The 24,202-nt window shown below is 68.9% G+C and carries 22 protein-coding genes; 8 read left to right on the top strand and 14 right to left on the bottom strand.

Annotated features, from left to right (window positions below; all coding sequences use genetic code 11):
* Positions 1-51: 51 nt before the first annotated feature.
* Together HNR15_RS00430 and HNR15_RS00425 are read left to right on the top strand one after the other, a co-directional pair.
* Positions 52-1,722: an APC family permease gene (locus HNR15_RS00430; RefSeq protein ID WP_218883494.1), complete on the top strand. Its 1,671-nt coding sequence runs from the start codon at positions 52-54 to the stop codon at positions 1,720-1,722.
* 61 nt (positions 1,723-1,783) lie between these two features.
* Positions 1,784-2,767, top strand: coding sequence for a cation diffusion facilitator family transporter (locus HNR15_RS00425; RefSeq protein WP_179478177.1), 984 nt, complete (start codon positions 1,784-1,786; stop codon positions 2,765-2,767).
* Positions 2,768-2,795: 28 nt separating this feature from the next.
* Here the strand turns inward: HNR15_RS00425 and fumC are convergent, their stop codons facing one another.
* Positions 2,796-4,238, bottom strand: a complete 1,443-nt coding sequence (gene fumC / locus HNR15_RS00420; RefSeq protein ID WP_179478175.1) for a class II fumarate hydratase — start codon at positions 4,236-4,238, stop codon at positions 2,796-2,798.
* A 49-nt stretch (positions 4,239-4,287) separates the two neighbouring features.
* On the opposite strand from fumC, the gene HNR15_RS18710 reads away from it, so the two are divergent.
* On the top strand, positions 4,288-5,769 hold the full coding sequence (locus HNR15_RS18710) for a cryptochrome/photolyase family protein (RefSeq protein WP_179478173.1): 1,482 nt from the start codon (positions 4,288-4,290) through the stop codon (positions 5,767-5,769).
* Positions 5,770-5,823: 54 nt separating this feature from the next.
* Here HNR15_RS18710 and HNR15_RS00410 read toward each other — a convergent pair whose 3' ends face one another.
* Positions 5,824-6,486 carry an SAM-dependent methyltransferase gene (locus tag HNR15_RS00410; RefSeq protein WP_218883493.1) on the bottom strand — a complete coding sequence of 221 codons (663 nt, stop codon included), beginning with the start codon at positions 6,484-6,486 and terminating at the stop codon, positions 5,824-5,826.
* Positions 6,487-7,008: 522 nt separating this feature from the next.
* On the opposite strand from HNR15_RS00410, the gene HNR15_RS00405 reads away from it, so the two are divergent.
* Entirely contained in the window at positions 7,009-7,242 is a 234-nt protein-coding gene (locus tag HNR15_RS00405) for a hypothetical protein (RefSeq protein ID WP_179478170.1), read from the top strand.
* 267 nt (positions 7,243-7,509) lie between these two features.
* Here HNR15_RS00405 and HNR15_RS00400 read toward each other — a convergent pair whose 3' ends face one another.
* The 5 genes from HNR15_RS00400 to HNR15_RS00380 all read right to left on the bottom strand — a co-directional run bounded on the left by HNR15_RS00400 (position 7,510) and on the right by HNR15_RS00380 (position 12,681).
* On the bottom strand, positions 7,510-8,442 hold the full coding sequence (locus tag HNR15_RS00400) for an aldo/keto reductase (protein ID WP_179478168.1): 933 nt from the start codon (positions 8,440-8,442) through the stop codon (positions 7,510-7,512).
* Positions 8,443-8,505: 63 nt separating this feature from the next.
* Positions 8,506-10,485 carry an acetate--CoA ligase gene (acs, locus tag HNR15_RS00395; RefSeq protein WP_179478166.1) on the bottom strand — a complete coding sequence of 660 codons (1,980 nt, stop codon included), beginning with the start codon at positions 10,483-10,485 and terminating at the stop codon, positions 8,506-8,508.
* A 32-nt stretch (positions 10,486-10,517) separates the two neighbouring features.
* Complete coding sequence (locus HNR15_RS00390; RefSeq protein WP_179478165.1) at positions 10,518-11,120, bottom strand: acetate uptake transporter; 603 nt, start codon at positions 11,118-11,120, stop codon at positions 10,518-10,520.
* Between the two features lie 342 nt (positions 11,121-11,462).
* A complete protein-coding gene (locus HNR15_RS00385) occupies positions 11,463-11,924 on the bottom strand; it encodes a hypothetical protein (protein WP_179478163.1) in 462 nt (153 codons plus the stop codon).
* A 55-nt stretch (positions 11,925-11,979) separates the two neighbouring features.
* Positions 11,980-12,681 carry a metallophosphoesterase family protein gene (locus HNR15_RS00380; protein WP_179478161.1) on the bottom strand — a complete coding sequence of 234 codons (702 nt, stop codon included), beginning with the start codon at positions 12,679-12,681 and terminating at the stop codon, positions 11,980-11,982.
* Between the two features lie 121 nt (positions 12,682-12,802).
* Here HNR15_RS00380 and HNR15_RS00375 point away from each other — a divergent pair, with 121 nt between their 5' ends.
* Together HNR15_RS00375 and HNR15_RS00370 are read left to right on the top strand one after the other, a co-directional pair.
* Positions 12,803-13,498, top strand: a complete 696-nt coding sequence (locus tag HNR15_RS00375; RefSeq protein ID WP_179478159.1) for a class I SAM-dependent methyltransferase — start codon at positions 12,803-12,805, stop codon at positions 13,496-13,498.
* A gap of 232 nt (positions 13,499-13,730) precedes the next feature.
* Positions 13,731-14,348 (top strand): hypothetical protein, encoded by a 618-nt coding sequence (locus HNR15_RS00370; RefSeq protein ID WP_179478157.1) that lies wholly within the window; start codon positions 13,731-13,733, stop codon positions 14,346-14,348.
* 103 nt (positions 14,349-14,451) lie between these two features.
* On the opposite strand, the gene HNR15_RS00365 is transcribed toward HNR15_RS00370, so the two are convergent.
* Positions 14,452-15,651: an AAA family ATPase gene (locus HNR15_RS00365; protein WP_179478155.1), complete on the bottom strand. Its 1,200-nt coding sequence runs from the start codon at positions 15,649-15,651 to the stop codon at positions 14,452-14,454.
* Positions 15,652-15,795: 144 nt separating this feature from the next.
* Complete coding sequence (locus tag HNR15_RS00360) at positions 15,796-16,164, bottom strand: nuclear transport factor 2 family protein (protein ID WP_246305865.1); 369 nt, start codon at positions 16,162-16,164, stop codon at positions 15,796-15,798.
* Between the two features lie 128 nt (positions 16,165-16,292).
* Here HNR15_RS00360 and HNR15_RS00355 point away from each other — a divergent pair, with 128 nt between their 5' ends.
* A complete protein-coding gene (locus HNR15_RS00355; RefSeq protein ID WP_179478153.1) occupies positions 16,293-17,042 on the top strand; it encodes an MmyB family transcriptional regulator in 750 nt (249 codons plus the stop codon).
* Positions 17,043-17,140: 98 nt separating this feature from the next.
* On the opposite strand, the gene HNR15_RS00350 is transcribed toward HNR15_RS00355, so the two are convergent.
* From HNR15_RS00350 to HNR15_RS00340, 3 genes are all read right to left on the bottom strand, one after another.
* Entirely contained in the window at positions 17,141-17,851 is a 711-nt protein-coding gene (locus HNR15_RS00350) for a VC0807 family protein (protein ID WP_179478151.1), read from the bottom strand.
* 101 nt (positions 17,852-17,952) lie between these two features.
* Positions 17,953-20,487 carry an FtsX-like permease family protein gene (locus HNR15_RS00345; RefSeq protein WP_218883492.1) on the bottom strand — a complete coding sequence of 845 codons (2,535 nt, stop codon included), beginning with the start codon at positions 20,485-20,487 and terminating at the stop codon, positions 17,953-17,955.
* 3 nt (positions 20,488-20,490) lie between these two features.
* Positions 20,491-21,231 (bottom strand): ABC transporter ATP-binding protein, encoded by a 741-nt coding sequence (locus tag HNR15_RS00340; protein ID WP_179478149.1) that lies wholly within the window; start codon positions 21,229-21,231, stop codon positions 20,491-20,493.
* 138 nt (positions 21,232-21,369) lie between these two features.
* Between HNR15_RS00340 and HNR15_RS00335 the strand changes: the two genes are divergently transcribed.
* Positions 21,370-22,455 (top strand): GNAT family N-acetyltransferase, encoded by a 1,086-nt coding sequence (locus HNR15_RS00335; RefSeq protein ID WP_179478147.1) that lies wholly within the window; start codon positions 21,370-21,372, stop codon positions 22,453-22,455.
* Here HNR15_RS00335 and HNR15_RS00330 read toward each other — a convergent pair.
* Positions 22,449-23,156, bottom strand: coding sequence for a L,D-transpeptidase family protein (locus HNR15_RS00330; RefSeq protein ID WP_179478145.1), 708 nt, complete (start codon positions 23,154-23,156; stop codon positions 22,449-22,451). The two genes, HNR15_RS00335 and HNR15_RS00330, sit on opposite strands and share 7 nt — an antisense overlap.
* A 142-nt stretch (positions 23,157-23,298) precedes the next feature.
* Entirely contained in the window at positions 23,299-24,144 is an 846-nt protein-coding gene (pdxY, locus tag HNR15_RS00325; protein ID WP_179478143.1) for a pyridoxal kinase PdxY, read from the bottom strand.
* Positions 24,145-24,202: the final 58 nt, after the last annotated feature.

The following is a 24,202-nucleotide window of genomic DNA, read 5'->3' as shown; positions in this document are numbered from 1 at the left end:
GATCTCCGCGTTTCGTGGGCGCCCTCGCACCAGTCGAGAAGGGATCGCCCGATGACCACAGCACCTTCCAAGCCGGACACCGATGCCCGTGCGGGTCAGCTGCAGCGCAGCGTCGGTTTCTACGGCCTGATGTTCGTCTCCCTCGGGTCCATCATCGGGTCCGGTTGGCTGCTGAGCGCCGCGAACGCCTCGACCATCGCCGGCCCGGCATCGATCCTCTCCTGGATCCTCGCGGCCGCGATGCTCGCCTGCCTGGCGCTCGTCTACGCCGAGCTCGGCGCGACCTACCCCGTCGCCGGCGGATCGGGCCGGTTCGCCTACTACTCGCACGGCGTCGTCGCCGGTTTCGTCTCCGGCTGGGCGTCGTGGCTGCAGGCAGTCTTCATCGCGCCGATCGAGGTGCTGGCCGCCCTGACCTACATCGATGCCGTGAGCGCGATCCACAAGCACTTCCCGCTGATCCACAGCACCGGCGCCAACAAGGGCCTGCTGAACAATCAGGGACTGGTCATCGCCGTCATCCTGATGATCCTGTTCACCGGCATGAACCTCGCGGGTGCGAAGTTCATGTCCGAGAGCAACTCCCTCGTCGTCGTCTGGAAGACCGCGGTCCCCCTGCTGTGCATCGGGGTCATCGCCGCCAGTTCCTTCCACACCGGCAACATGACCAGCGGGGGCGGCTTCATGCCGTTCGGCGCGCACGGCGTGTTCGCGGCACTTCCCGGTGGGGTGGTCTTCGCCCTGCAGGGCTTCGAACAGGCCGTCCAACTCGCCGGTGAGGCGCGCAACCCACGCAAGGACATCTCACGCGCCGTCCTCGTCGCGATGGGCATCGGAGCGCTGCTCTACTCCCTCCTGCAGCTGGTCTTCATCCTCGGCGTCAAGCCGAGCAACGTCACGTCGAACTGGTCCAACCCGCTCGGGCACGCCGGCACCGGCGGCGACTTCGGCGCCTGGTACACCCTGGCCATCTCGCTGGGCCTCACCTGGCTGGGCGCAGTGCTCGTCATCGACGCCGTCATCTCGCCATCGGGCACCGGCATCGTCTACGTCGGCACGTCCTCCCGACTGTCGTACGCCCTCGGACAGGAGCGTGAACTGCCGCAGATACTCGCCCGCACGAACTCGCGGGGTGTGCCGGTCGCGTCGATCATCCTGGCCGCGATCGTGGGCATCCTCGGTTTCGGCCCGTTCAAGAGCTGGGCGGCGCTCGTGTCGATCGTCACCGACGCCACCGCGATCATGTACGCGTTCGCGCCCGTCGCGCTGGCGTCGCTGCACAGACACGACGGCGATCGCGAGCGCACCTATTCCGCCCCGGTGCCGAAGGTGCTGCTGCCGGCGTCGTTCTGCTTCGCCAACCTCATCATCTACTGGGGTGGTTTCGAGTCCACGTGGAAGCTGACCGCCGCGATGATCGTCGGCTTCGGTCTCTTCGCGTACGGCTCGTCGATCATCGGCTCCGAGCAGAGCCGCTACCTGCGCAACGCCGCGTGGATCGGGCCCTGGCTGATCGGCCTCTGCATCATCAACTACGCGGGCCGCTACGGGTCCGGCGCGAAGAACTACCTGCCCGAGTGGATCGACCTGATCGTGGTCGTCGCGTTCTCCCTGGTCATCTTCTACTGGGCCATCTCCCTGGCGCTGCCCAAGGAGGAGATCGTGGCCGCTGTCGAGGCGGACCGCGAGCACGACCCGATGGACGACCTGGTCACCTCCTGACGCCGGGGGAGGGCTCGGCTCCCCCTCGGGCCACCGCGGCCCCCGGCATACGATCGGCGCAATGAGCGACGACCTGCGGGACTCCTGCTCCGGACCGGACATCACGCCGGTGTGCGATGCCGCGTCCGCCGTGCCCGAGCGGCACGCGCACAGTCACGGCGTACGGCCCGGCGCGAACGTCCGATGGCTGTGGCTGGGGCTCGGTCTGCTCACCGCGTACCTCGTGGCCGAGGTCGTCGTCGCGCTCCTCGCCCGCTCTCTGGCACTGCTCTCCGACGCGGGGCACCTGCTGACGGATGTCGGGTCCCTCGCGGTGGCGCTCTGGGCGATCCGGCTGGCGGCTCGTCCCGCGCGCGGCGCCATGACGTACGGCTGGAAGCGCGCCGAGATCCTCTCGGCGGCCGGGAATGCCGCGACGCTGCTGGTGGTCGGCCTGATCGTCCTGATCGAGGCGGTACGGCGCCTCGTGCACCCGCCGCACGTCGACGCCGCGCCCGTGCTGATCACCGCGCTCGTCGGCATCGGCGTCAACATCGTCGTCGCGTGGGCGGTGGCCCGGGCCGACCGGTCGAGTCTCAACGTCGAGGGCGCCTACCAGCACATCCTCACCGACCTGTTCGGCTTCCTCGCCACCGCGGCGGCGGCCGTGGTGATCCTCGCGACCGGATGGCAACGCGCCGACGCCGTCGCATCGCTCGTCCTGGTGGTGCTGATGTTCCGGTCGGGGCTGACCCTCGCGCGGCAGAGCAGCCGGATCCTGCTGGAGGCAGCACCGCCCGGCGTGCGGATCTCGGACATCCGGGAGCACCTGCTGCGCGTCGACCACGTCCGCGACGTGCACGACCTGCACGTCTGGACGGTCACCTCCGACGACCACGCCCTGTCGGCGCACGTCGTGGTCGATGAGGGATGCTTCGCGGACTCCCACGCGCCGCAGCTGCTGGACGCGCTGCAGGCCTGCCTGCACGAGCACTTCGACATCGGGCACTCCAGCCTGCAGCTGGAGCCGCCGACCCACGCGGCCCACGAGACCGCCATCCACTGAGCCGAACGGGGCGCCTCTTCCCGCCGACTCAGCCGGGGTGGATCATCGCGGCCGGGTCGACCACCCGGTCGAAGTCCTCGCCGCTGATGGCACCCGAGGCCAGCGCCGCCTCGCGCAGCGTGAGGCCCTGCTCGGAGGCGGTGTGCGCGATGTGCGACGCCTGGTCGTAGCCGATCACCGGCGACAGCGCCGTCACCAGCATCAGCGACCGGTCGAGGTACTCCTGGATCTGCGGACGGTCGAGCTCGATGCCGTCGATGCAGTGCTCGCGCAGCAGGTCGCACGCGTCGCCCAGGATCAACGCCGAGTGCAGCACATTGTTGATGATGATCGGGCGCATCGCGTTGAGCTCGAAGTTGCCCTGCGAGCCGGCGAACGTCGTCCCCAGGTCGTCGGCGATCACCTGGATGCAGACCATCACGGTCGCCTCACACTGTGTGGGGTTGACCTTGCCCGGCATGATCGAGCTGCCCGGCTCGTTCTCCGGCAGGATCAGCTCGCCGATGCCGCACCGCGGGCCGGACGCGAGCCAGCGGATGTCGTTGGAGATCTTCATGATCGGCACTGCCAGGGCCCGGATGCCGGCCGAGGCGCCGACCATCGCGTCGAGGCCGCCCTGGGCGGCGAACTTGTTGGCAGCAGTGACGATCGGCTCACCGGTCATCCGGGCCAGCTCGTCGGCGACCTCCTCGGCGAACCCCTGCGGCGCGTTGATACCGGTGCCGACGGCGGTCCCGCCGAGCGCCACCTCGTACAGACCCTCGCTGGACTGCTGCAGCCGCTCGATCGCCTGCGCGAGCTGCGCGGCGTAGCCCGACCACTCCTGACCGACGGTCAGGGGTACGGCGTCCTGCAGGTGGGTGCGACCGGTCTTGATTACGTCGGACCACTCGTGCGCCTTCGCGTCGAACGACGCGTGCAGCCGCTGCAGGCTCGGCAGCAGCTGGGTGCGCAGCTGCAGCAGCGTGGCGATGTGCATGGCCGTCGGGAAGGTGTCGTTCGAGCTCTGGCACATGTTGACGTCGTCGTTGGGGTGCACCGGCTTCTTGCTGCCGAGCTCGCCGCCGAGCAGCTGGATGCAGCGGTTGCTGATGACCTCGTTGACGTTCATGTTCGACTGGGTGCCCGAGCCGGTCTGCCACACGTAGAGCGGGAAGTGGTCGTCGAGGTCGCCGGCGATGATCTCGTCGCACACCCGCGCGATCAGATCGGCCTTCCACTGCGGCAGGCGGCCGCCGCGCCCGTTCGCTATCGCGGCGGCCTTCTTCACGTAGCCGAACGCGCGACACACGGCGACCGGCATCCGGTCCTCGCCGATCGCGAAATGAACCAGCGAGCGCGCGGTCTGCGCACCCCAGTAGCGGTCGGCGGGCACCTCGATCGCACCCATCGAATCGGTCTCGGTGCGGGTGCCCGTGGCCTCGATCCCGACCGGGACGTCGTGGACGGTGGGGGTGGTCTCGTCGCTCATCCCCCGAGTCTGGCACCGGCCCCCGGCCACCATCGGGCAGACTGGCAGGGTGCCCCGCGCCGAAGCTCGTGTGCGACTCGTCTACCCCCATCAGCTCTTCCGTGCGCAGCTCGACGTCCCGTCCGGCACCCGGCACGTCCTGGTCGAGGACGACCTCTTCTTCCGGCAGTACCGCTTCCACGCCCACAAGCTGGTGCTGCACCGCGCGAGCATGGCGCGCTTCGCCGACCTGCTGCGGTCCGAGGGGTTCGACCCCATCGTGGTCGAGTCGTCAGCCGACACCGCGTCCGCCGACAGCCTGACGAAGGTGCTGCGGACGCTGCACCTCGGCGAGGTCACGGTGTACGACGTCGTCGACGACTGGCTCTTCCGCGACTGTGCGGCCGCCGTTCGCGCCGCCGGTGGGGAGCTGCGCGTTCAGGACGTGCTGGAGACGCCGAACTTCCTCACGACGCGAGCGCAGCTGCAGGAGTGGTTCGGCGACAACGCCGCCCAGATGCAGTACTTCTACCGCTGGCAGCGAAAGCGTCTCGACATCCTGCTCGACCACGGCCACCCGGTCGGAGGCAAATGGTCCTTCGACCCGGAGAACCGCAAGAAGCTGCCCCGCGGGCACCCGGTGCCGGAGCCGGTCTGGCCGGAACGAACGCCCGCGGTGCAGGAGGCCATCGAGTGGGTGGACCGCGAGTTCCCAGACGCGCCAGGCGATCCCGCCACGTTCGTCTGGCCGACCTCGCACGAGGAGGCGGAGGCGGCGTACGACCTCTTCCTCGCCGAACGGTTCGTGGAGTTCGGCCCGTATGAGGACGCCATCTCCAAGACCCACCCGGTGCTCTTCCACGCCGCGCTCAGCCCCTCCCTCAACCTCGGCCTGCTCGACCCGGGCGAGGTCGTGCACCGTGCGCTGGACGCGGCCCACGAGTACGACGTGCCGCTGGCCTCGCTCGAGGGCTTCGTGCGGCAGGTGATCGGGTGGCGGGAGTACATGCGCGCGACGTACCAGCTCTACGGCCGGCGGATGCGCGGGATGAACGCGCTGCACCACACCCGCTCGCTCGACGACGGCTGGTGGACCGGGCACACCGGCCTCGGCCCGGTCGACCACGTCATCGGTCAGGTGCTCGAGCGCGGCTGGGCCCACCACATCGAGCGGCTGATGGTGCTCGGCAACGCGATGTGCCTGCTGCGGATCGACCCGGAAGAGATCCACGAGTGGTTCATGGCGATGTTCGTCGACGCCTACGACTGGGTGATGGTGCCCAATGTGTATGCCATGAGCCAGTATTCGACCGGGCCGGCTATCACGACGAAGCCGTACGTGTCGGGCAGCAACTATCTGCGCAAGATGTCCGACCTGCCGCGGGGCGACTGGGACCGTGACTGGGACGCGCTCTACTGGACCTTCGTCGCCGACCATCGCGACGTCTTCGACAGCAACCGACGCTCGCAGATGATGACCCGGATGTGGGACGGCATGGATCCAGCGAAGAAGTCCGGGCACGTACGCCGCGCCCGCCGGCTCCTGGCCTGACCTCCACCCGCCGAGGACTTGCGTGAAGGGAAGCGCGCTATACAGCGCGTCCGTTCATACGGCTTCGTCGCGGCGGACGTGCAGGACCGCGTCGTCGCGCGTGCCCGGCTGACCCTCCGGACCCGGGAAGTCACGCGGCACCCGCTCGTTGCGCACGACCGTCCACCCTTCGCGCGGCAGACCGACGGACGCGAGCAGCTCCTCGGGAGTGGCGAAATCCACCTCGTGCGGCGACTCGGTCATCCAGGTCGGCCACCCGGTGTGGCTCATCACCATCAGGCGACCGCCCGGCGCGACGGCCCGCATCGCCTGCCGCAGGATCGTTGTCCGCTGACTGTCCCCCGCGACCGGGGTGTGCAGGAACTGCGCTGACACCAGATCGAATTCACCGTCCGGGAACGTCGCCGACAGGTCGTGCTGCTCCCATCGGGTGCGGTCACTGACCCCCGCGACCTCCGCATGCTCGGCGCCCTTCGCCAGCGCGGTCGAGGACACGTCGACACCCAGCACGTCCCAACCCTGCTGGGCAAGCCAGATGACGTCGCCGCCCTCGGCGCACCCGAGGTCGAGGGCGCGCCCTGGCTGCAGACCGGCGACCTCGGCGGCGAGCAGATCACTGTTGCTCGGCACCGCCTCGGCGGGAGTCGCTCGCTCCAGGTAGATGGGTTCCCAGTAGCTCTCGGCCGTCGCGTCGTCCGGCACCTGCGGCATCGTCATACGCAGAGCATCCGTCGACCGTGAGTAGAAGGGCAAGCCAGGTTGCCGGAACAGCAAATTTTTGAGCGCATCCGGAGCCATTGGATCGAGAGGTGCTCCCAACACGAGCGTAAGCCTGGCCGTCGCCCTAGTCAGTCGGCTCGCGGGCCCATCGCAGGCCAGGGCGACTCTCTCGGCGGACTATTACAATCTTGAGCACGGTGCTCACGATTACCCGAATCAAAGAAATAGCCTGCCGCAGCTCCAATATGTCAATCTCTTGACAATCTTCTATAGCAGTACTAACTTTATATGTGCTGGTATGAGGACATACCGCAATTTGAGTTGAGGTGTTCGAAGATGGTCAGGGGAAGAATTTGTAGTCTGCTTGCCGTCGCCACATGCGCTGTGGCAACTTTTGGCGTAGTTGGAAACTCTCCAGCGTCGGCGAGCAGCGCCGCCAACAGTCACCACGTAGCACCCCTAAATGGCATACAGGGTTCTGGCGACCCGCCGATCTCCGATTGGACCAACGACCAAGAGGTGACCAAGAACGTGGCGGCCTGGACGATGTACATACACAACCCGACCGGTGCGTATTACTGTGCGGACGTGACCTGGGGACCGGATCCCGGCTCCACCCATACTCAGGTGTACATGGTCTCTCCTGAGAAGACGACGTCAGAATATCTCGGTTACTGGGACACCGTGTACGTCGACATTCGCCACACTTACGCCTATCCCGCGGGATATCACGATGCGTCCTACAGTTGCTGAGTGCTTGCGTTTCTTCAAGACTAAGGCGGGCACGGTGCAATAAGCCCCGTAGAGCGGGAGTATCCGCGTTGCAGATATTTTGCTGCGTGGAAGCTTCCGCTTTGCTCTCGCGGCAACAAACCGTTCGACATCGGTTCGGCCGCCATTTCGCCGATGAATAAGGAGCGCGGTCCTAGAACGAGGTGGTCGTCATCGACTTCCGTCTGAGACAACGCGGGGCGCGACCAGCAGATCCACGGCCTATACGGCGAATCCCTGCGTGCACGATCACGCATCGAGGGTGGCCATCTCGTCCGCAGCCAGCTCTATCTGCATCGCCTCGACAGCGCTGGTCAGCTGCTCGGGCCGGCTCACTCCCACGATCGGGCGCACCGCTGGATCGCTGTGCCGCATCCACGCCAGCACGATCTGGCCGTGCTGTGCACCGTGCGCCTGCGCGATCGACGCGAGACGCTCGAGCCGGTCGTGGGTGCCGGGATGGTCGTACGACGGCGGCAGCGACGTGCCGGCCTTGTCGTAGAAACCGGTGAGCAGCGCCGTGTAGCCCCACAACTCGACGTCCGGGTTCTCGTGCGCGTAGTCCAGGGTCTCCGGGGTCATCATCCCGTAGGGGTGGTCCTCACCCTCGACCTCGACGTCCGGCCGGGGGTGAAGATAGGACCACCGCTGCTGGATGGCGCTCGGCGCGGGCATGCCCGCCGCGACCGCGATGGCGCGGGCTCGCTCGACCCGCCATACCGGGTGGTTGGACCAGCCGACCTGATCGACCAGCCCCTGCGCCTGCGCCTCGCCGAACGCCGCGACGCTCTGCGCCAGATCGATGCCGCGATCCTCCTTGTGCGCCCAATACAGGTCGACGCGGTCGGTCTGCAGACGTGTCAGGCTGGCGCGCAACTCCTGCCGGACGACCGGCGCGGACAGACCCTCGGTGCCGTCACCCGCCGGCGTCGCCCCGACCTTGGTGCCGATCAGCACGCGCTCGCGCATGCCCGGGCGGGCCGTCAGCCAGTCCCCGATGACCTGCTCGCTCTGACCGCTCGCACCGGCCGGATCGTTCCAGAACGCGTAGCAGTTCGCGGTGTCGATCCACCGGCCCCCGGCATCGACGTACTGGTCGAGCAGCGCGAAGGACTCGTCACGCCCGACCCGGGTGCCGAAGTGCATGGTGCCGAGGGCCATGGCGAGCCCGCCGTCGTTCATGGGGAGATCCTGACGTCGTGGGGTGGTCGCCCCACGATCTCACCAACGACGGCGGGCGCGCGGTCACTCGTCGCCGGACCCCTTTCCGACGCCCTCCTGAATCTGGTCCATGACGGAGGAGTCCGCCAGGGTCGTCACGTCACCGACGTCGCGGTGCTCGGCGACGTCCCGCAGCAGGCGCCGCATGATCTTGCCGGACCGGGTCTTCGGCAGCTCCGGGACGACCAGGATCGACTTCGGCTTGGCGATCGCGCCGATCTCGGACGCGACGTGGTTGCGCAGCTCGGTGATCAGCGCGTCCGGTGCCTCCTCGCCGCCCTTCAGCGCCGACTCGCGCAGGATGACGAACGCGTTGATCGCCTGCCCGCTCTGCTCGTCGGTCGCGCCGACCACTGCAGCCTCGGCCACCTTCGGGTGGGAGACCAGTGCCGACTCGATCTCGGTGGTCGAGAGCCGGTGGCCGGACACGTTCATCACGTCGTCCACGCGACCGAGCACCCAGATGTCGCCGTCGTCGTCGAGCTTGGCGCCGTCCCCCGCGAAGTAGTAGCCCTTCGCGGCGTACCGCTCCCAGTAGGTCTCCTTGAACCGCTCGTCGTCACCCCAGATGGTGCGCAGCATCGCCGGCCACGGTTTGGTGACGACCAGGTAGCCGCCGTTGCCGTTGCCGACGCTCTCGCCGTCGTCGTCCACGACGTCCACCGACACACCGGGGATCGCCTTCATGGCCGAACCCGGTTTGCCCGCAGTCACTCCCGGCAGCGGGCTGATCATGTGCATGCCGGTCTCGGTCTGCCACCACGTGTCCATGACCGGCGTCTTCCCGCCGCCGATCTGGTCGCGGTACCAGATGTACGCCTCGGGGTTGATCGGCTCGCCGACCGAGCCGAGCAGCCGGAGCGACGACAGGTCGTGCTCGGCCGGGATGTCGCGGCCCCACTTCATGAAGGTGCGGATCGCGGTCGGGGCGCAGTAGAGCGTGGTGACCTTGTACTTCGCCACGATCTCCCACCAGCGGCCCTTGTGCGGGGTGTCCGGTGTGCCCTCGTACATCACGGACGTCGCACCGTTGGCGAGTGGTCCGTAGACGATGTAGCTGTGCCCGGTGACCCAGCCGATGTCGGCGGCGGTCCAGTAGACGTCGGTCTCCGGCTTGAGGTCGAAGACCGCCCAGTGCGTCCAGGACGTGCCGACCAGGTAGCCGCCGGTCGTGTGCAGGATGCCCTTGGGCTTGCCCGTCGTGCCGGAGGTGTACATGACGTAGAGCGGGTGCTCGGCGTCGAACGCCTCGGGGGTGTGGTCGGTGCTCGCCTTCTCGACCGTGTCGTGCCACCACACGTCGCGCTGGTCGTCCCATGTGACGTCCTCGCCGGTGCGGCGTACGACGAGCACGTGCTCGACGCCCGGGCACTGCGCCACCGCTTCGTCGACCGCCGGCTTCAGAGCGGCCGGCGCGCCCCGACGGTAGCCGCCGTCGGAGGTGATCACCACGTGCGCGTCGCAGTCCTGGATCCGGTCGCGCAGCGCCGAGGAGGAGAAGCCGCCGAAGACCACCGTGTGCGGGGCGCCCAGACGTGCGCAGGCGAGCATCGCCACCACGGTCTCGGGGATCATCGGCATGTAGATGGCGACCCGGTCCCCGGTCTTCACGCCGAGCTCGATCAGCGTGTTCGCGGCCTGGCTGACCTGGTCCTTCAACTGCGCGTACGTGATGTCGCGGGTGTCGTCGGCCGGCTCACCGACCCAGTGGAAGGCCACCCGGTCGCCGTTGCCGGCCTCGACGTGCCGGTCCACGCAGTTGTACGCCGCGTTGAGCTTGCCGCCGACGAACCACTTCGCGAACGGCGGGTTGTCCCAGTCGAGCACGCGATCCCACTTGGTATCCCACGAGATGCGCTCAGCCGCCTTCGCCCAGAAGGCCTCCGGGTCGGCGTCCGCCTCGTCGTACGCCGCCGCAGTCACGTTGGCGTGCTCGGCGAGCTCCTTCGGCGGTTCGAAACGACGGTCTTCGTGGGCCAGGTTGGCCAGGGTCTCGTTGCTCATCGGGGCTCCTCGGGTGCTCGAGACGGAACGGTTCAGCGCGGTCCGATAGGCAGCATCGACCGCTTGTGCGTGAACGACAGGACACCGGCGAGCGCCATGTACCAAGCGCCCACCGCCGTCGCCAGACCAACGTATCCGCCGGCCTTGACGATCGAGTCGGAGGTGGCGAAGTTGCCCCAGGCCAGAAGCAGGAAGGTGATGCTCAACAGCACGAACACCGCGAAGAGACCGAGCGCGATCCGGCTCGTCGCGATGGTCATCATGACGGTGAAGATGCCCCAGACGAGCAGGTAGAGGCCTACGCCCTTCGAGGCGTCCTTGGCGGGGATCTTGTCCAGGCCGGAGTGGGCGGTGAGCCACCAGTAGGACAACCAGAACGCTCCGTACGACCCGAACGCGGTCGCACCGAAGGTGTTGCCGCGCGCGAACTCCCACATGCCGGCGGCGAACTGCGCGATGCCGCCGTAGGCCAGCGTGAGACCGAAGACCACGGGTAGCACGCTCGCCGGGACCCATCCGGCGTTCACCGCGCTGAGCACGGCGGTCGTCAGCGCGAAAGCGGCCAGTCCGAGCGGCGCCGGGTCCGCCAGGTGCGACCCTGGGGTGATGACGGGTGTCGGATCGTTCGTAGCCATGGGATCTCCTCGGGATGCGGTGGCGCGGCACGAGCAAGGACATGGCCACCGGTGAAGCTCAGCGGTAGCGCTCAACGGGACCCGCCGAGGCCACCGCAGTGTGACCATGCCCACACCGTAGGGCTGGGCGGCCCGACTCTGGGCCGTCCGCCGCGAGGACCGGTCGACCGGGCAATCCTGAGCCTGGCCGTAGAGGAATCCGACTGTCCGAATGGATAGTCGGCTACCGGCACCTGGCAGAGGAGCCGCCCGTCCCGCGGGGCCCTACCGGTCTTTCGGGGCGCCCGTTCCCTGCCGGGGACGCACCTCGGCGCAGACCGGAGGCGGCCCGCCTCACTCGTATCAGGGCGTCGGAGCGGGCGCCGTGACCGTCGTCGTCGCAGTGCTGGTCGTGGTGGTGGTCGACGTCTCGGTGGTCGTCGACGGCGACCCGGTCACCGTCGTGGTGGACGTCGATCCCGATCCCGTCACCGTGGACGCGCTGCCCTGGCTGGTGACGGTCGTGGTCGTCGCCGGGTTCGAGCCGCCGCTGGACGAGGTCGCCGAGTGCAGGAGGAAACCCACGACACCGCCGACCACCAGTGCCAGCGCGATCGCCGAGGTGAGGACGCCCCCACTGATACCGGAGCGACCGGGGCTCGTCGGCGGGTACTCACCGCGAGGGGCGCGCGGTGGCTCACCGGGACCTTGCGCGTACACCGGATCCGGGGTGCCGCGGTAGTCCGGGCGACCCTGCGGCAGACGCTGGGTGCGGTCCGGATCACGGTCGTCGTATCCGTCGCCAGGGCCATAGCCGTTGCTCATCGCCCCACGATGACACGTCCGCCTGTCTGCGCACGGACCGCACGGTGCTCGATCGTCAGGCGTCGATGAGCCGCGCCGAACTCGTTCCGTCCTCACCGAGGTCGACGATCAGAGCACCCGTCGGAGCGCCGTGCGGTGTCCACTCCTCTCCGTCGTGCGCGATCCCGTAGAAGGTCGCGGGCGCGCCGTACAAACGCACGCCGCCGACGGTGTCTTCGTAGGGCTGGTGCAGGTGTCCGCTGAGCAGGATCATCGGTGTTCGGTGGTCGCGCAGCCGTTGCTCCAGCGCGGCGGCACCGCGCAGCGTGAACCAGGGATGCGCGCTGCGCGACCGCACCGGGTGGTGCATCAGCACGACCGTCGGGCCGTCGCACTCGCCCAACAGGTCCAGCACCGGGTCTGCTCGACCGGCCACCTCGCCGGGCACGTTGGTCGCTGCGCCGCGGATCGTCCACGCACCGACCCGCACGAGCGCAGTGCCGAACACCTGCGCGACGACGTCGGTGTCGTCGTGGTTGCCGGGCACGGCCACCACGATCGGCGCGAGCGGACGCACGAGGTCGTGAACACGTCGGACCGCGTCACCGGAGCCGTCATCGGAGATATCGCCGGTCACCACGACCGCGTCGAACGGCCCTTCGGCGGTTGCCGCTGAGAGCACCGCGATCAGCCGATCCTCCGGATCGATGTCCGGATGCGGCGATGTCGACCCCGGCCCGAGCAGATGGGTGTCGGACAGATGCAACAGACGCGCCATGAACGTCACTGTTCCACGAGACGTTCGGACGATGTCTGACGAGCGGCGCCGAACGCCAGGGGTCCGCGAGCGCGACGTGGTGATCGGGCGCCCTGCCCAGCCGTGCGATCTACGCTGCGGCATGGACAGCGAACGTCGACCGGGACGCCCCGCGGGTCGAGGCAGCGGCACGATCACCTCAGACGGTTGTCCGGTCGAGATCTACGCGGCACTCCCGCCGCACGGTGAAGCGGACATCGTCCACGCCGCCCTTCCGGCCGGCGCGGCGGTCCTCGACCTGGGATGCGGGCCCGGGCGCATCGCGGATCCGCTGGTTGCGTTGGGGCACCGGGTTGTCGCGGTCGATGACTCTCCGGGCATGCTCGCGTATCTGCAGGCGGCTGAACCGGTCCACAGCACCATCGAGACGCTGCAGCTCCCCGAGCGCTTCGACGGGGTCGTCCTGGCAGGCGTGCTGATCAACACCTTCGACCCGGCGCAACGGTCGCGGTTCCTGCGGGCCGCCGTACGGCACATGACGCCCGACGCCACCCTCGTGCTGCAGCGGCACGCTCCGGGTTGGGCCGAGGCCGTGACCCCCTCGGTGTGGAACGACGGCCCTGTCGCCCTGGAGCTGAAGGACGTCGTCCGCCATGGGGACGGGCTCGTATCAGCGACGTTGGTGCACACGCTGGGGGAGCTCGTGGAAGAACAGGACTTCACCGCACGAGTCCTCGATGACACGCAGCTCGCGGCGGTGCTGCGCGACGCCGGGCTCGTCTTCGACCGCGTCCTCACCCACGACCAGTGCTGGGTGTCCGCTCACCTCCCGCGCTGAGACCAAGCGGCAGATCTATCGCCAGGCCACTTCCCTCCATGATCCGGCAGCACTGCACTCCACCCCGGCGCCACCCGAAACGCCGACGGCTGCCCGAGCCACTCCCCCATGGGCCCTCCAGGCTCTCCTGCACGGTCGGACCTGTAGCGGACCGGATCGATACGTAGCCAACCGAACTGACGGGCCCGGCGTCTGAGAGTCACGACACATCGTCGCTGACACAGGGGGAACCATGAACAACCTTCGCAAGCTCTTCGTCGGCACAGCCGGCGCACTCGTGCTGGCCGCTACGGCCGGCTGCAATTCCGGCGGGGCGGGCGCCGGATCAGCCACCAAGTATGCGTCCACGCCGGCGACCACGACCACAGTCACTGCGACCTCCACGGTCACCGCGCCGAGCACAGGGCAGTCGAACACCGTTGCGGCTTCGCCGAGCTCGCGCCCGTCGGGCACTGGGACCACACGGTCGCAGACCTCGTCCGCCGGCGTCCCCACCCTGGGACTGGAAGGCTGGGGGACCGGAGTCCCGAACACGCGCGGATTCGGTGACGTCCGGCCGCACGTGATCGACAACGGAGGCGATCCCACCGGCATGGTCCAGGACCTCACCTGGTCGAACTGGGGCGGTCCGACCGCGGACGGCCGCGGATTCGGCTTCTTCGTGCCCGCGAATGAGCCGGTCGCCGGGGGCATTCGGGTGCCGGCCGAGATCCGCGCGTACGACCTCACCACGTGCGGCGGCCACCCGGCGTACCGACACGTCATCTGGTGGTTCCCGAGCAAGGGCGAGACCTACAAGTCCGCACTGGCGCACACCACCGAGGCCTACGACCTGTGCGACGGGCGCTGAAATCCCGGGCACGCGACGTTCAGACGTGCGCGCGGCATCCGGCCGAGTCGAGGTCTCGGCCGGATGCCGACGCTTCCAGGACCGGCGGCACCGGGAGAATCGATCAGGTCTGCGAGCGCAGGTAGCGGCCGAAGTGCGGCACGGTGAAGGCGATGCGGCCGCGCTCACCGGAATAGATGAGGCCCTTCTTCAGGAGGGCGTCCCGCGCAGGTGACAGCGACTGCGGCTTTCGATCGAGGACGTCGGCCACTGCGGCCGTGGTGACCGACTCCACCTCGTCGGCGTCAGCGAGGTCGGCGGCGGCGTCCGCCATCCCCCGCAGATACTCACGCTCGCCGGGAGTGGCTCTCTCGTAACGCGATCCGAAGAAGCCGACCGCCAGCTCGGCATCCGCCTCCGGCGCTGCGACCGCGACGTCCGCCACCGTGATCGGCGAGCGCGGCGCGAGGTCCCAGGCGACCTTGCCGTAAGCCTGGATGAAGTAGGGGTATCCGCCGGTCACGGCATACATCGCGTCGAGGGCGTCCTGCTCGAACGCCGCGTCCTCGTCCTGCGCCGGCGACTGCAGCGCGCGGTCGGCGGCGTCGCGCGGCAGACGGTCGATCCGCGCATACCGGAAGAGTCGTTCGGAGTAGGACTTCGATGCGCTGAGCACCGTTGGCAGGTGGGGAAGTCCGGCGCCCACAACGATCACGGGCAGACCCGCCTGGCTGATCTCGTGGCAGGCCGCGCACAGCGCCGACACGTCGTCGGGGTGCAGATCCTGCATCTCGTCGACGAAGAGCGCGATACCTCGGCCGATGTCCGCGGCGAGACCGCCGACGTCGGTGAGCAGCTCCACCAGGTCGATCTCGATGTCGCCGGAGTCGGCCCGTCCGGAGACCGCGGGCGCGTCGATGCCGGGGTTCCACTTCTCGCGCAGCTTGGAGCCCGGAGGGGTGTCCCGCTGTGCGAACGCCTTGATGACACCGAGCACCTGCTGCACGTCATCGGCCTGGGTGTGTCCGAGCTCGCGGACCGCGACGTGCAGTGCCGCGCTGATCGGGCGCCGCAGTCGCTGCTCCGGCCGCGCCTCCCACTTGCCGGTCCCCCACTTGGCGCGCACGGCAGCGGACCGCAACGCGTTGAGCAGCACCGTCTTGCCGACCCCGCGCAAGCCCGTGAGCACGATCGAGCGCTCCGGCCGCCCACGGGCGACGCGCTCCAGCACCACTGCGAACGTGTCGAGTTCGCCGTCCCGGCCGGCGAGTTCGGGCGGTCGCTGGCCGGCGCCGGGCGCGTACGGGTTGCGTATCGGATCCACGATCGGACTGTATGCGCATCTCTAGCTTCTGCCCGATACATCCGTAGCGTGTTGCATCGTCCGTCGTGGCCGTGCGCGGTTGTCCGCGGTTTCGTGGCGCGGGTGCCACGAAACCGCGGACAACCGAACAGCGTGCAGCAGGGATCAGGCAGGCACCTTGTCGAGGAACCCGAGGACGCTGTCGATCCGACCGTCGTCGTCGGTGACGACCACGTCGAAGCCGACGATCACCGGCTCGGCGTCCGCCGGGCCGAGGCCCCAGGTGAAACGCGCCTGCCGGTGATGGGCGTCCACCGGACCGGCGGGCGTGAAGACGAAACCGGGGAACTGATCCTGGACGGCGCCGATCGTCGCGTCCACGGCGTCGCGGCCGCGCACCTGCGCCATCGGGTCGGAGTAGCTCGCCTGCTCGGTCCAGTGCTGGTCGATCAGTGTGCGCCGGGCCGCAGGGTCCGTCTCGTTCCAGCAGGCGAGGTAGGTGGTCATCAGGTCGTTCATCGCAGTGCCTTTCATCGATGCGGTTGTTGGCGTGAACGATCCTGAATCGCTGCGAGCGAGAGCGCGATTCCCTCACAGGTAATGCCATTCGATGACCTGCGAGGTAATCGCCCGGGGTATGTCGTTCGGCTAGCGTCGCGTCGGTGACCACCACCGCACTGCCCGCCCGGCCGGTCGGCGAGTTGCTTCGCGGATGGCGCGAGCGGCGCCGCCTCAGCCAACTGGACCTGTCGATCCAGGCGCAGGTCTCCACCCGACACCTGAGTTTCGTCGAGACCGGGCGTGCCAGGCCGACGCCCGAGATGATCCTGAGACTGACCGATCACCTGCAGGTCCCGCTCCGCGAGCGCAACCAGCTGCTCCTCGCCGGCGGGTATGCACCGGCCTACCCTCAGCACGGCTTCGACGCCCCGGAGCTCGCCCGCATCGCCGACGCGCTGCGGTCGGTGCTGGCCGGGCATCCGTATCCCGCGCTGGTGATGGACCGGTGGTGGGACATGCTCGATGCGAACGACGCGACGCTGGCCCTCACGACCGGGTGCGCCGCCCATCTGCTCGAGCCGCCCGTCAACGTGCTGCGCCTCAGCCTGCACCCGGACGGACTGGCGCCGCGGATCGTCAATCTCGGGCACTGGCGCGGGCACCTGATGACCCAGCTGCGCCAGCGCATCGAGCGCACCGACGACGACCGGCTGCGAGCGTTGGAGGAGGAGTTGCTGGGTTATCCCGGTGGCACCCTTGAGAGCGCACCGGCGGCAGGTGTCGTACTCCCGCTGCGGCTGCGGACCGATGTCGGCGAGGCGTCGTTCTTCTCGGTCGCCGCGACGGTGGAGACGGCTGCCGACGTCACGGTCGAAGAGCTGGTCCTGGAGACGTTCTACCCGGCGCCCTGACCTGCGTCGGCCCCGACTGCACGCTGACGGCGTTTCGGGCCGTTGACGGTGTTCGAACGCCGTCAACCAATGCGAACGCCGTCAGGGTCGCGCGCGTCTCACGAGCTTGCCGGCGCGGACGCGATCTGCGGCTGCGGATCCGAGGCCTCGCGCGACAGCCTGCGGGAGCGCTCGACGAACCAGACGTTCCAGCCGATGCAGATCGCGAAGAACACCAGGGACACGACGTTGGTCGCCGCCACCGACTGATCGAGAGTGAGGGTGTAGATCAGGACGATCTGCGCGGTGCCCGACAGGATCAGGCCGACACCCCAGACGATGCCCATCAGGTAGAAGCCCATCCGGAACGGCGCCGAGGTCGCCCAGCCCTGTTTCAACCCGGCGGCGGACGTCTCGTCCGACCCCGCGAGCCGCCCCGCGACCGCGAAGGTGAGCGGGCGACGTACCGCGACCGAGCCGAGGAAGACCAGACCCGACAGCACGGTGAGGGCGGCGCCCTTGAGGAGCAGGAAGCGTGGGTCGCCCGTGATCAGCGACAGCGTGAGCCCGCCGGCGAACAGGAAGAGCATGAAGATCGCGAACGCGTCGGCCCGTCCCTGGCGCCAGATCAGCCAGCACAGCCGGAGCCCCGCGAGGACGGTGGAGATGAGCAGCGCCGCGGTCATCCCCGCGCCGAAAGCCCGGGCCAGGTAGTAGCCGCCGACCGGGATGGCGATGTCGAGGGCGAGCATCCGCAGCAGCCCGGACATCCGGATCGAGGGTGCGAACCGACCGGCCTGCGCCATCTGCTCGTCCAGCGGTGTCCTCACGCGGCTCATCCTGACAGGAGCACGCACCCACCGTGCGCGAATGGAGTCGCCGCGCGCTCCATAGGGCGCGCGGCGACTCCACTCGCGCGCGCCGGAACCCCTCAGGCGTCGACGATGGCCGCCAGCGGTGGGGTGCGCGCCGCGCGCACCCCCGGCCACAGCGCCGCCAGCACGCCGACGATCCCGGCGACCACGAGGAAGGCCAACGCCTGGGTCCAGGGAATGACCAGCACGTTGAGACCCTGGTCCTTGAGCAGCTTGGTGAAGAGCACGCCGTAGACGATGCCGAGCGCGAGCCCGAGCAGCGCACCGAACACGGCGATCAGGAACGACTCGAGGTAGATCGTGCGACGCACCTGCCGCCGCATCATCCCGACCGCGCGCATCATCCCGATCTCCCGCCGTCGCTCGACCACCGACAACGCCAGGGTGTTGATGATCCCCAGGATCGCGATGACGATCGCCAATGCGAGCAGCGCGTAGAGCAACCCGAGCAGGGTGTTGACCTGTGCCGCGATCTGTCCCTTGAACTGGGTGCGGGTGTCGACCGAGACCACGTAGTACGGGTTGGTCGCCTTCTCCACCCGCGCCTGCACCTGTGACAGGTCGGCCCCGGGCGCGACCCGGATGAGGCCGACCTCCGCCGCTCGCTCGTTCGCCGGAGTGAGGCTGCGGTACGTCGCGCCGCTCACCAGCCACGCCCCGGCGAGCTGGCTGTCCTGGTAGATGCCGACCAGCTTCAACCGCACCGACCCGACGCCCGGGTGGGTGAGCGTGTGCATCGACCCGATGGTCCAACCGCGCTCACGCGCCTTGGACTCGCTGGCGACCAGGTTGTCGCCGGTGGGCGAGATCGATCCCGAGACCGGTGTCAGGGCCAGCACCGCGGGGAGTGGTCCGTCGACGCCGCTCCCGGTCTCCTCGGCTCCGTCGAGGAGACCGAACGCGAGGTGGAACTGCGTCATCGAACCGACGCCGTCCTGCTTGGCCGCAGCGTCGATCGCCGGCTGCGGCACCGTCCCCTGCTGGCCTGCGGTCAGCACGAGGTCGGCGCGCACGTTGTTGTCGAAGAGGTGGTTCACGCTGCCCTTGGCGGACGCACCGATCACCGAGATGCCGCTGACGATGAGCAGTCCGAGGGTCAGCGCGAAGGCCGTGGCCGCCGTACGCCGCGGGTTGCGGACCGCGTTCGAAGGTGCCAAGGTGCCCGGCCGGCCGAACGGGCGCCCGGCGACCCACCCGATCGGCGGGATGACGATGCGCGCGAGCACCGGCGAGAGCATCAGCGCTGCGCCTCCCACTCCCAGCAACCCGGCGCCGATCAGGGCGGACCCGTGCGACGTGGAGGACGAGGTCGCTCCGAGCACCGTGAGGACCACACCGAGGACCAGCAGCGCGAGACCGAGGATGGTGCGCCGGGTGGAGCTGGAGGCCGACGGGATGGCGAACTCCTCGCGCATCGCCTCGACCGGGGCGATCGACGACGCGCGTCGGGCGGGGATGTACGCCGAGAGGAGGGTCACCCCCACACCCAGGACCAGGGCCACGACGAGCGTGCGCGGTCGCAGCAGCAAGGTGCCGGACGGCAGGCCGACGTTGAACGCGTTCAGCAGCTCGCGCAACCCGATCGCGAGACCCACCCCGCCGACGATGCCGAGCACGCTGCCGATCACTCCGGTGAACAACGCCTCCAGCAGCACCGACCGGCGCACCTGCTTGCGGCTCGCACCGACCGCCCGCAGTAGCGCGAGCTCGCGCAGCCGCTGGGCGACGATCATCGAGAAGGTGTTGTAGATGATGAAGGTGCCGACGATCAGGGCGATGAATCCGAAGGCCAGCAGCAGGTAGTTGACGAACGACAACGCGGTCTGGATCTGGGCGTTCGTGTCGTCCCGCAGCTTGGTGCCGGTCTCGACGGTGAGCCCGGAAGGGAGGATCTTGGCGATCCGCGACGTCAGCTCGTCCTCGCTCACGCCGGGCTTCGCCGACACGTCCACAGAGGTGTAGTGGCGCCCGTCCGACAGCACCTGGACCGCTTGAGCGGGGCTGAGGAGCACCCCGATGTAGCCGCCGCTCTCGGTCTTGGTGCGGTAGATCCCCGACACCGTCAGCGTGAGCACCGGCCGGTTCGACAGCACGATCCGCACCCGGTCGCCGACCTTGATGTCGCCCTTGCGCGCCGCCCCGGCGTTGATCACCGCCTCCCCCGAGGCAGTCGGCGGCCCGCCGGACTCGAACTGGGTCGGGTCGCCGATGCGGTCGGCGGGCACCGTCCAGGTGTCCGCGACGCTGGGCGCTCCGCCGCTCGCGACCTTGGTGCCTTGGGAGTTGACCAGCGCGGCAGGTCGCTCGACGCCCGGCGCGACCCGATCGACCCCCGACACCCGCCGGATCGTCGCCAGATCACCGAAAGGGACACCCGCGTCGTAGCTGTGCGCCGGCTCCACGTGGGTGGCGATGCCCTTGTACGCGTCGTTGAAGATGCCGGTGAAACTGTGCTTGAGGGTGTCGGTGAAGACGTAGGACCCGGTCACGAACGCCGTGCCGAGGATCACCGACAGCACCGTCAGGATCAGCCGCACCTTGTGCGCGCGCAGGTTGCGGATCGACACCCGTCCCATCGGGCGACGCGGCACGGGTCAGTCCTCCATCGTCTTCATCAGGTCCAGCACCCGCGCCTCGGTGGGGTCGCGCATCTCGTTGACGATGTCGCCGTCGGCGAGGAAGAGCACGCGATCGGCGTACGCCGCGGCGCGCGGGTCGTGGGTGACGACTACGACCGTCTGCCCGAGCCGGTCGACGGAGCTGCGCAGGATCCCGAGCACCTCCGCGGAGGAGCGGGAGTCCAGGTTGCCGGTCGGCTCGTCGCCGAAGACGATGTCGGGCTGGGAGGCGAGCGCTCGCGCGCACGCCACCCGCTGCTGCTGACCACCGGACAACTCACTCGGGCGGTGCCCGAGACGGTCGCGGATGCCGAGGGTGTCGATGACGTTGTCGAGCCACTCCTTGTCCGGTTTCCGACCGGCAAGGTCCATCGGCAGCGTGATGTTCTCCAGGGCGGTCAGCGTCGGCACGAGGTTGAAGGACTGGAAGACGAAACCGATCCGGTCGCGCCGCAGTGCGGTCATCTTGTTGTCCGACAGCCCCGACAGCTCCGCGTCGCCGATGCTCACCGAACCGGACGAGACCGAGTCGAGACCGGCCAGGCAGTGCATGAGCGTCGACTTGCCCGAGCCGGATGGCCCCATGATCGCGGTGAACTCGCCCCGCACGAGCTCGACGTTGACGGCGTTCAGCGCCTGCACCGTGGTGCTGCCGCTGCCGTACGTCTTCACCAGGTCGACGGCGCGCGCGGCGATCTGAGTGGTCGTCGTGGTCATGAGAGGGAGCCTTCCCGTGGCAGCCGTCCATCGGTGGTGCCGGCCGTCGTGAACTGTGCCTGACGATTGTCACCCATGTCGCCGACACCCGTCGGCGGTCGCCGCGACGATGTCGCACCCCGTGGTTACGGTGCCCGTATGCCGATCGGTCCCGCGCCCAGCACCGTCACCACCGCGCGCCTCATGCTGCGACCGATGACGGAGGACGACGCGTGCGATCAGCGGGTCCTGGCCTGGCACACCGATCCTCGCGGATACGAGCTGATGTACGAACAGCCCTACCCTGATGCCGCGACCGCGGCCGGTCGGCTCCGGTCATGGGCGGATCGGTGGAGCAGCGTCGGCGTCGGCTACTGGATCGCGGAGCGGGACGGCGTCCCCGTCGGCATCGGCGGGGTCGATCCGCTGACGTTCGAGGGGCGCGACCACCTCAACCTCTACTACCGACTGGATCCCTCAGCGCGCGGGCAGGGTCTGGCCCGCGAGATCGCCGCGGCCGGCACGGCGTACGCCGCCGAGTGGTGGCCGGACCGCCCGGTGCTGGCCCGCATCGCACCGACGAATGCGCCGTCGGTGAAGGTCGCGCGGGCCGCCGGACTCCTGGACGTCGGCGCGCGGCGAGCACCGCAGGACCCGAAGGACCAGCCCGCGCCGAGGCTGCTGCGTTCGCCCCTCGCTCGGGTGGGGCCGGTCACCGCCGGCGACCCGGCGTACGACGAGCTGCTCGACCTGTGGTGCCGGGTCAACGACAGCGGTGGGGCGGTCGGGTTCGAAGCCCACGCACCGCGCGAAGCAGTGGCCGACGCTCTCGAGCGGCACCTCGCGGACGCGGGCACCACCCTTGTGCGACTGCACGCCCCGACGTCCCTGGGACGAGACGATCCGTCCCCGACCGGACAGCTGCTGGGGTTCGGATTCGTGGTGCAGCCGACGCATGTCGCGGTGCGGCACCGGTGCTCGCTCATGCGGGTGATGACCGATCCGGAGCAGCGTGGAGCGAATCTGGGATGCCTGCTGATGGGAGCGCTGCACGCGCACGCCCGGTCGCAGGGATGCGAACTGGTGCAGATCGACTACCGCGGAGGCACCGGTCTGGGTGCCTTCTACCAGCGCTGCGGCTACGTCGAGACCGGCCGGGTGCCCGGTGGGCTGCGCTTCAGTTTCGGCGACCGCGACGACGTGGCGATGACCCGTCGCCTCGACGGGCTTCCCCTGCGTCAGTAGACGTAGACCAACTCGCTCATCTGCAGACCGCCGCCGGAGATGAGGTAGTCCTGCGCGGCCGTCGACACCCGGCAGCACCCGTGCGAGTCGGGGTAGGGCGGGATGCTCGGCGAACCGTGCACGGCGATGCCGCCGACGAAGTAGTAGGGCTTGTACAACCCGCCGAGCGGGCCGTAGACCCAGCCCGTCGTCGTCTTGCGGTAGATCTTGAAGTTCCCGGACGGGGTGCGCGCGATCGCCGGGTGCCCCTCGTACTCGAACGTGCGGCCGGAGCCGGTGGAGGTGTTCAACGTGATCGCGCTGCGTCCGCCGCGTGCCACCATCAGCAACTGGCGGGTCTTGTCGATCTCGATGTGGTTGCCGGCGTAGCGCGGCCACGCACGGTGCTGGCTGTCGATCGCGGTCCACGTGGGGGCGTCGATCTCGCCGGTGGTGGGGATGGCGTTGGCCTTCTGCACGGCCCACACCGCCTGCTGCACCACGAACCCGAACTGGCCGTCCATGGGGCCGCACCAGTAGCCGGCGTTCCACATGGCGTGCTGCGCCGACAGCACCCAGCTGCCGGTGGACCCCATCTTGAGCACCGGCCGGGTCGTGGTCGCCGCGTCCGCGGGGGCCGCGAGCATCGCCCCGCCGACGATCGCGAATGCGGAGGAACCGATGGTCGTGGCAAGCAGAGTCCGTCGATCGATAGCAGTCATGATGTCCCCTGTGACATGAAGGATGTCGGGCTCGAGTGCGACCCGCGCCTCGTACCCGTGTGACGGGGAGGTCCCGTACCACACACATTAGACGGTGCGCAGGGTATTCCGGTTGGTTTTCTGGAACCCGGGCCGGGGAATCTCAGACCGGCCGAGCCTCGAATCGTCCACGGGGGTGTGCGATCTCGTCCTGGGCGCTGATCAACTGGAGCTCGCGAGTGCCCGCCGCGTGCGTCGCCTCGATGATCGCGAAGACCGAGTCGGCCGTGGTGGCCAGCGCGTGCGCCACCCCCTCGGTCATCACCCGCGCCAGGAAGATCGCGGCGGTCGCGTCACCGCACCCGCTCACGTGCAGAGGCATCAGCGGTGTGGTCACCTGGAACGCCCCCTCACGGCTCACCGCCACCATCTGCACCGAGTCGGCCGGCGTCTGGTCGGTCTGCACCGAGGTGACCAGGACCGTGTCGGGACCCTGCCGTCGTAGCGCCTCGACAGCCGCGAGCAGATCGGCCACCGAGCGGATCGAGCTGCCGGTGAGGTACTCCAGCTCGAACTGGTTCGGGGTGACGATGTCCGCGGTCGGCACGATCCGGTCGCGCATGAACTCCGGGATCCCCGCCTGCACGTAGAACCCACGGCCCACGTCACCCATCACCGGATCGGCGCAGTACACGGCCGCCGGGTTGGCCGACTTCACCCTGGCCACCGCGTCCAGGACGATCTCGCCCACGGGCGGCGCGCCCTGGTAGCCCGACAGCACGGCGTCGCACTCGGGCAGCACGCCGCGTTCCTCTATGCCGGTGATGACGTCGCCGACCGTCTGCGGCTCGAGGACGATGCCGCGCCACTCGCCGTACCCGGTGTGGTTGGAGAAGTGCACGGTATGCACCGGCCAGACCTCGTGCCCGAGGCGCTGCAGCGTGAAGACGGCAGAGCTGTTGCCGGCATAGCCGTAGGCGACGGAGGACTGGATGGACATGACCTTCACCAGCGCAGGGTATGACGCCCTGTGCCGGGTGCACCGCTGCCGGGATACGGGACAATCG

Origin of the sequence: Allobranchiibius huperziae (assembly GCF_013410455.1) — a bacterium.
Taxonomy (GTDB): Bacteria; Actinomycetota; Actinomycetes; order Actinomycetales; family Dermatophilaceae; genus Allobranchiibius; species Allobranchiibius huperziae.
Note: the sequence above shows the minus strand (reverse complement) of the source record. Positions and strands in the feature narration are given on the sequence as shown.

What these genes read in the sequence shown, in the direction of transcription:
- HNR15_RS00430 (WP_218883494.1), top strand. Translation starts at nt 52, where the DNA reads ATGACCACAGCACCTTCCAAGCCGGACACCGATGCCCGTGCGGGTCAG.
- HNR15_RS00425 (WP_179478177.1), top strand. Translation starts at nt 1,784, where the DNA reads ATGAGCGACGACCTGCGGGACTCCTGCTCCGGACCGGACATCACGCCG.
- fumC (WP_179478175.1), bottom strand. Translation starts at nt 4,238, where the DNA reads ATGAGCGACGAGACCACCCCCACCGTCCACGACGTCCCGGTCGGGATC.
- HNR15_RS00410 (WP_218883493.1), bottom strand. Translation starts at nt 6,486, where the DNA reads ATGACGATGCCGCAGGTGCCGGACGACGCGACGGCCGAGAGCTACTGG.
- HNR15_RS00400 (WP_179478168.1), bottom strand. Translation starts at nt 8,442, where the DNA reads ATGAACGACGGCGGGCTCGCCATGGCCCTCGGCACCATGCACTTCGGC.
- acs (WP_179478166.1), bottom strand. Translation starts at nt 10,485, where the DNA reads ATGAGCAACGAGACCCTGGCCAACCTGGCCCACGAAGACCGTCGTTTC.
- HNR15_RS00390 (WP_179478165.1), bottom strand. Translation starts at nt 11,120, where the DNA reads ATGGCTACGAACGATCCGACACCCGTCATCACCCCAGGGTCGCACCTG.
- HNR15_RS00385 (WP_179478163.1), bottom strand. Translation starts at nt 11,924, where the DNA reads ATGAGCAACGGCTATGGCCCTGGCGACGGATACGACGACCGTGATCCG.
- HNR15_RS00380 (WP_179478161.1), bottom strand. Translation starts at nt 12,681, where the DNA reads ATGGCGCGTCTGTTGCATCTGTCCGACACCCATCTGCTCGGGCCGGGG.
- HNR15_RS00375 (WP_179478159.1), top strand. Translation starts at nt 12,803, where the DNA reads ATGGACAGCGAACGTCGACCGGGACGCCCCGCGGGTCGAGGCAGCGGC.
- HNR15_RS00370 (WP_179478157.1), top strand. Translation starts at nt 13,731, where the DNA reads ATGAACAACCTTCGCAAGCTCTTCGTCGGCACAGCCGGCGCACTCGTG.
- HNR15_RS00360 (WP_246305865.1), bottom strand. Translation starts at nt 16,164, where the DNA reads ATGAAAGGCACTGCGATGAACGACCTGATGACCACCTACCTCGCCTGC.
- HNR15_RS00340 (WP_179478149.1), bottom strand. Translation starts at nt 21,231, where the DNA reads ATGACCACGACGACCACTCAGATCGCCGCGCGCGCCGTCGACCTGGTG.
- HNR15_RS00335 (WP_179478147.1), top strand. Translation starts at nt 21,370, where the DNA reads ATGCCGATCGGTCCCGCGCCCAGCACCGTCACCACCGCGCGCCTCATG.
- HNR15_RS00330 (WP_179478145.1), bottom strand. Translation starts at nt 23,156, where the DNA reads ATGACTGCTATCGATCGACGGACTCTGCTTGCCACGACCATCGGTTCC.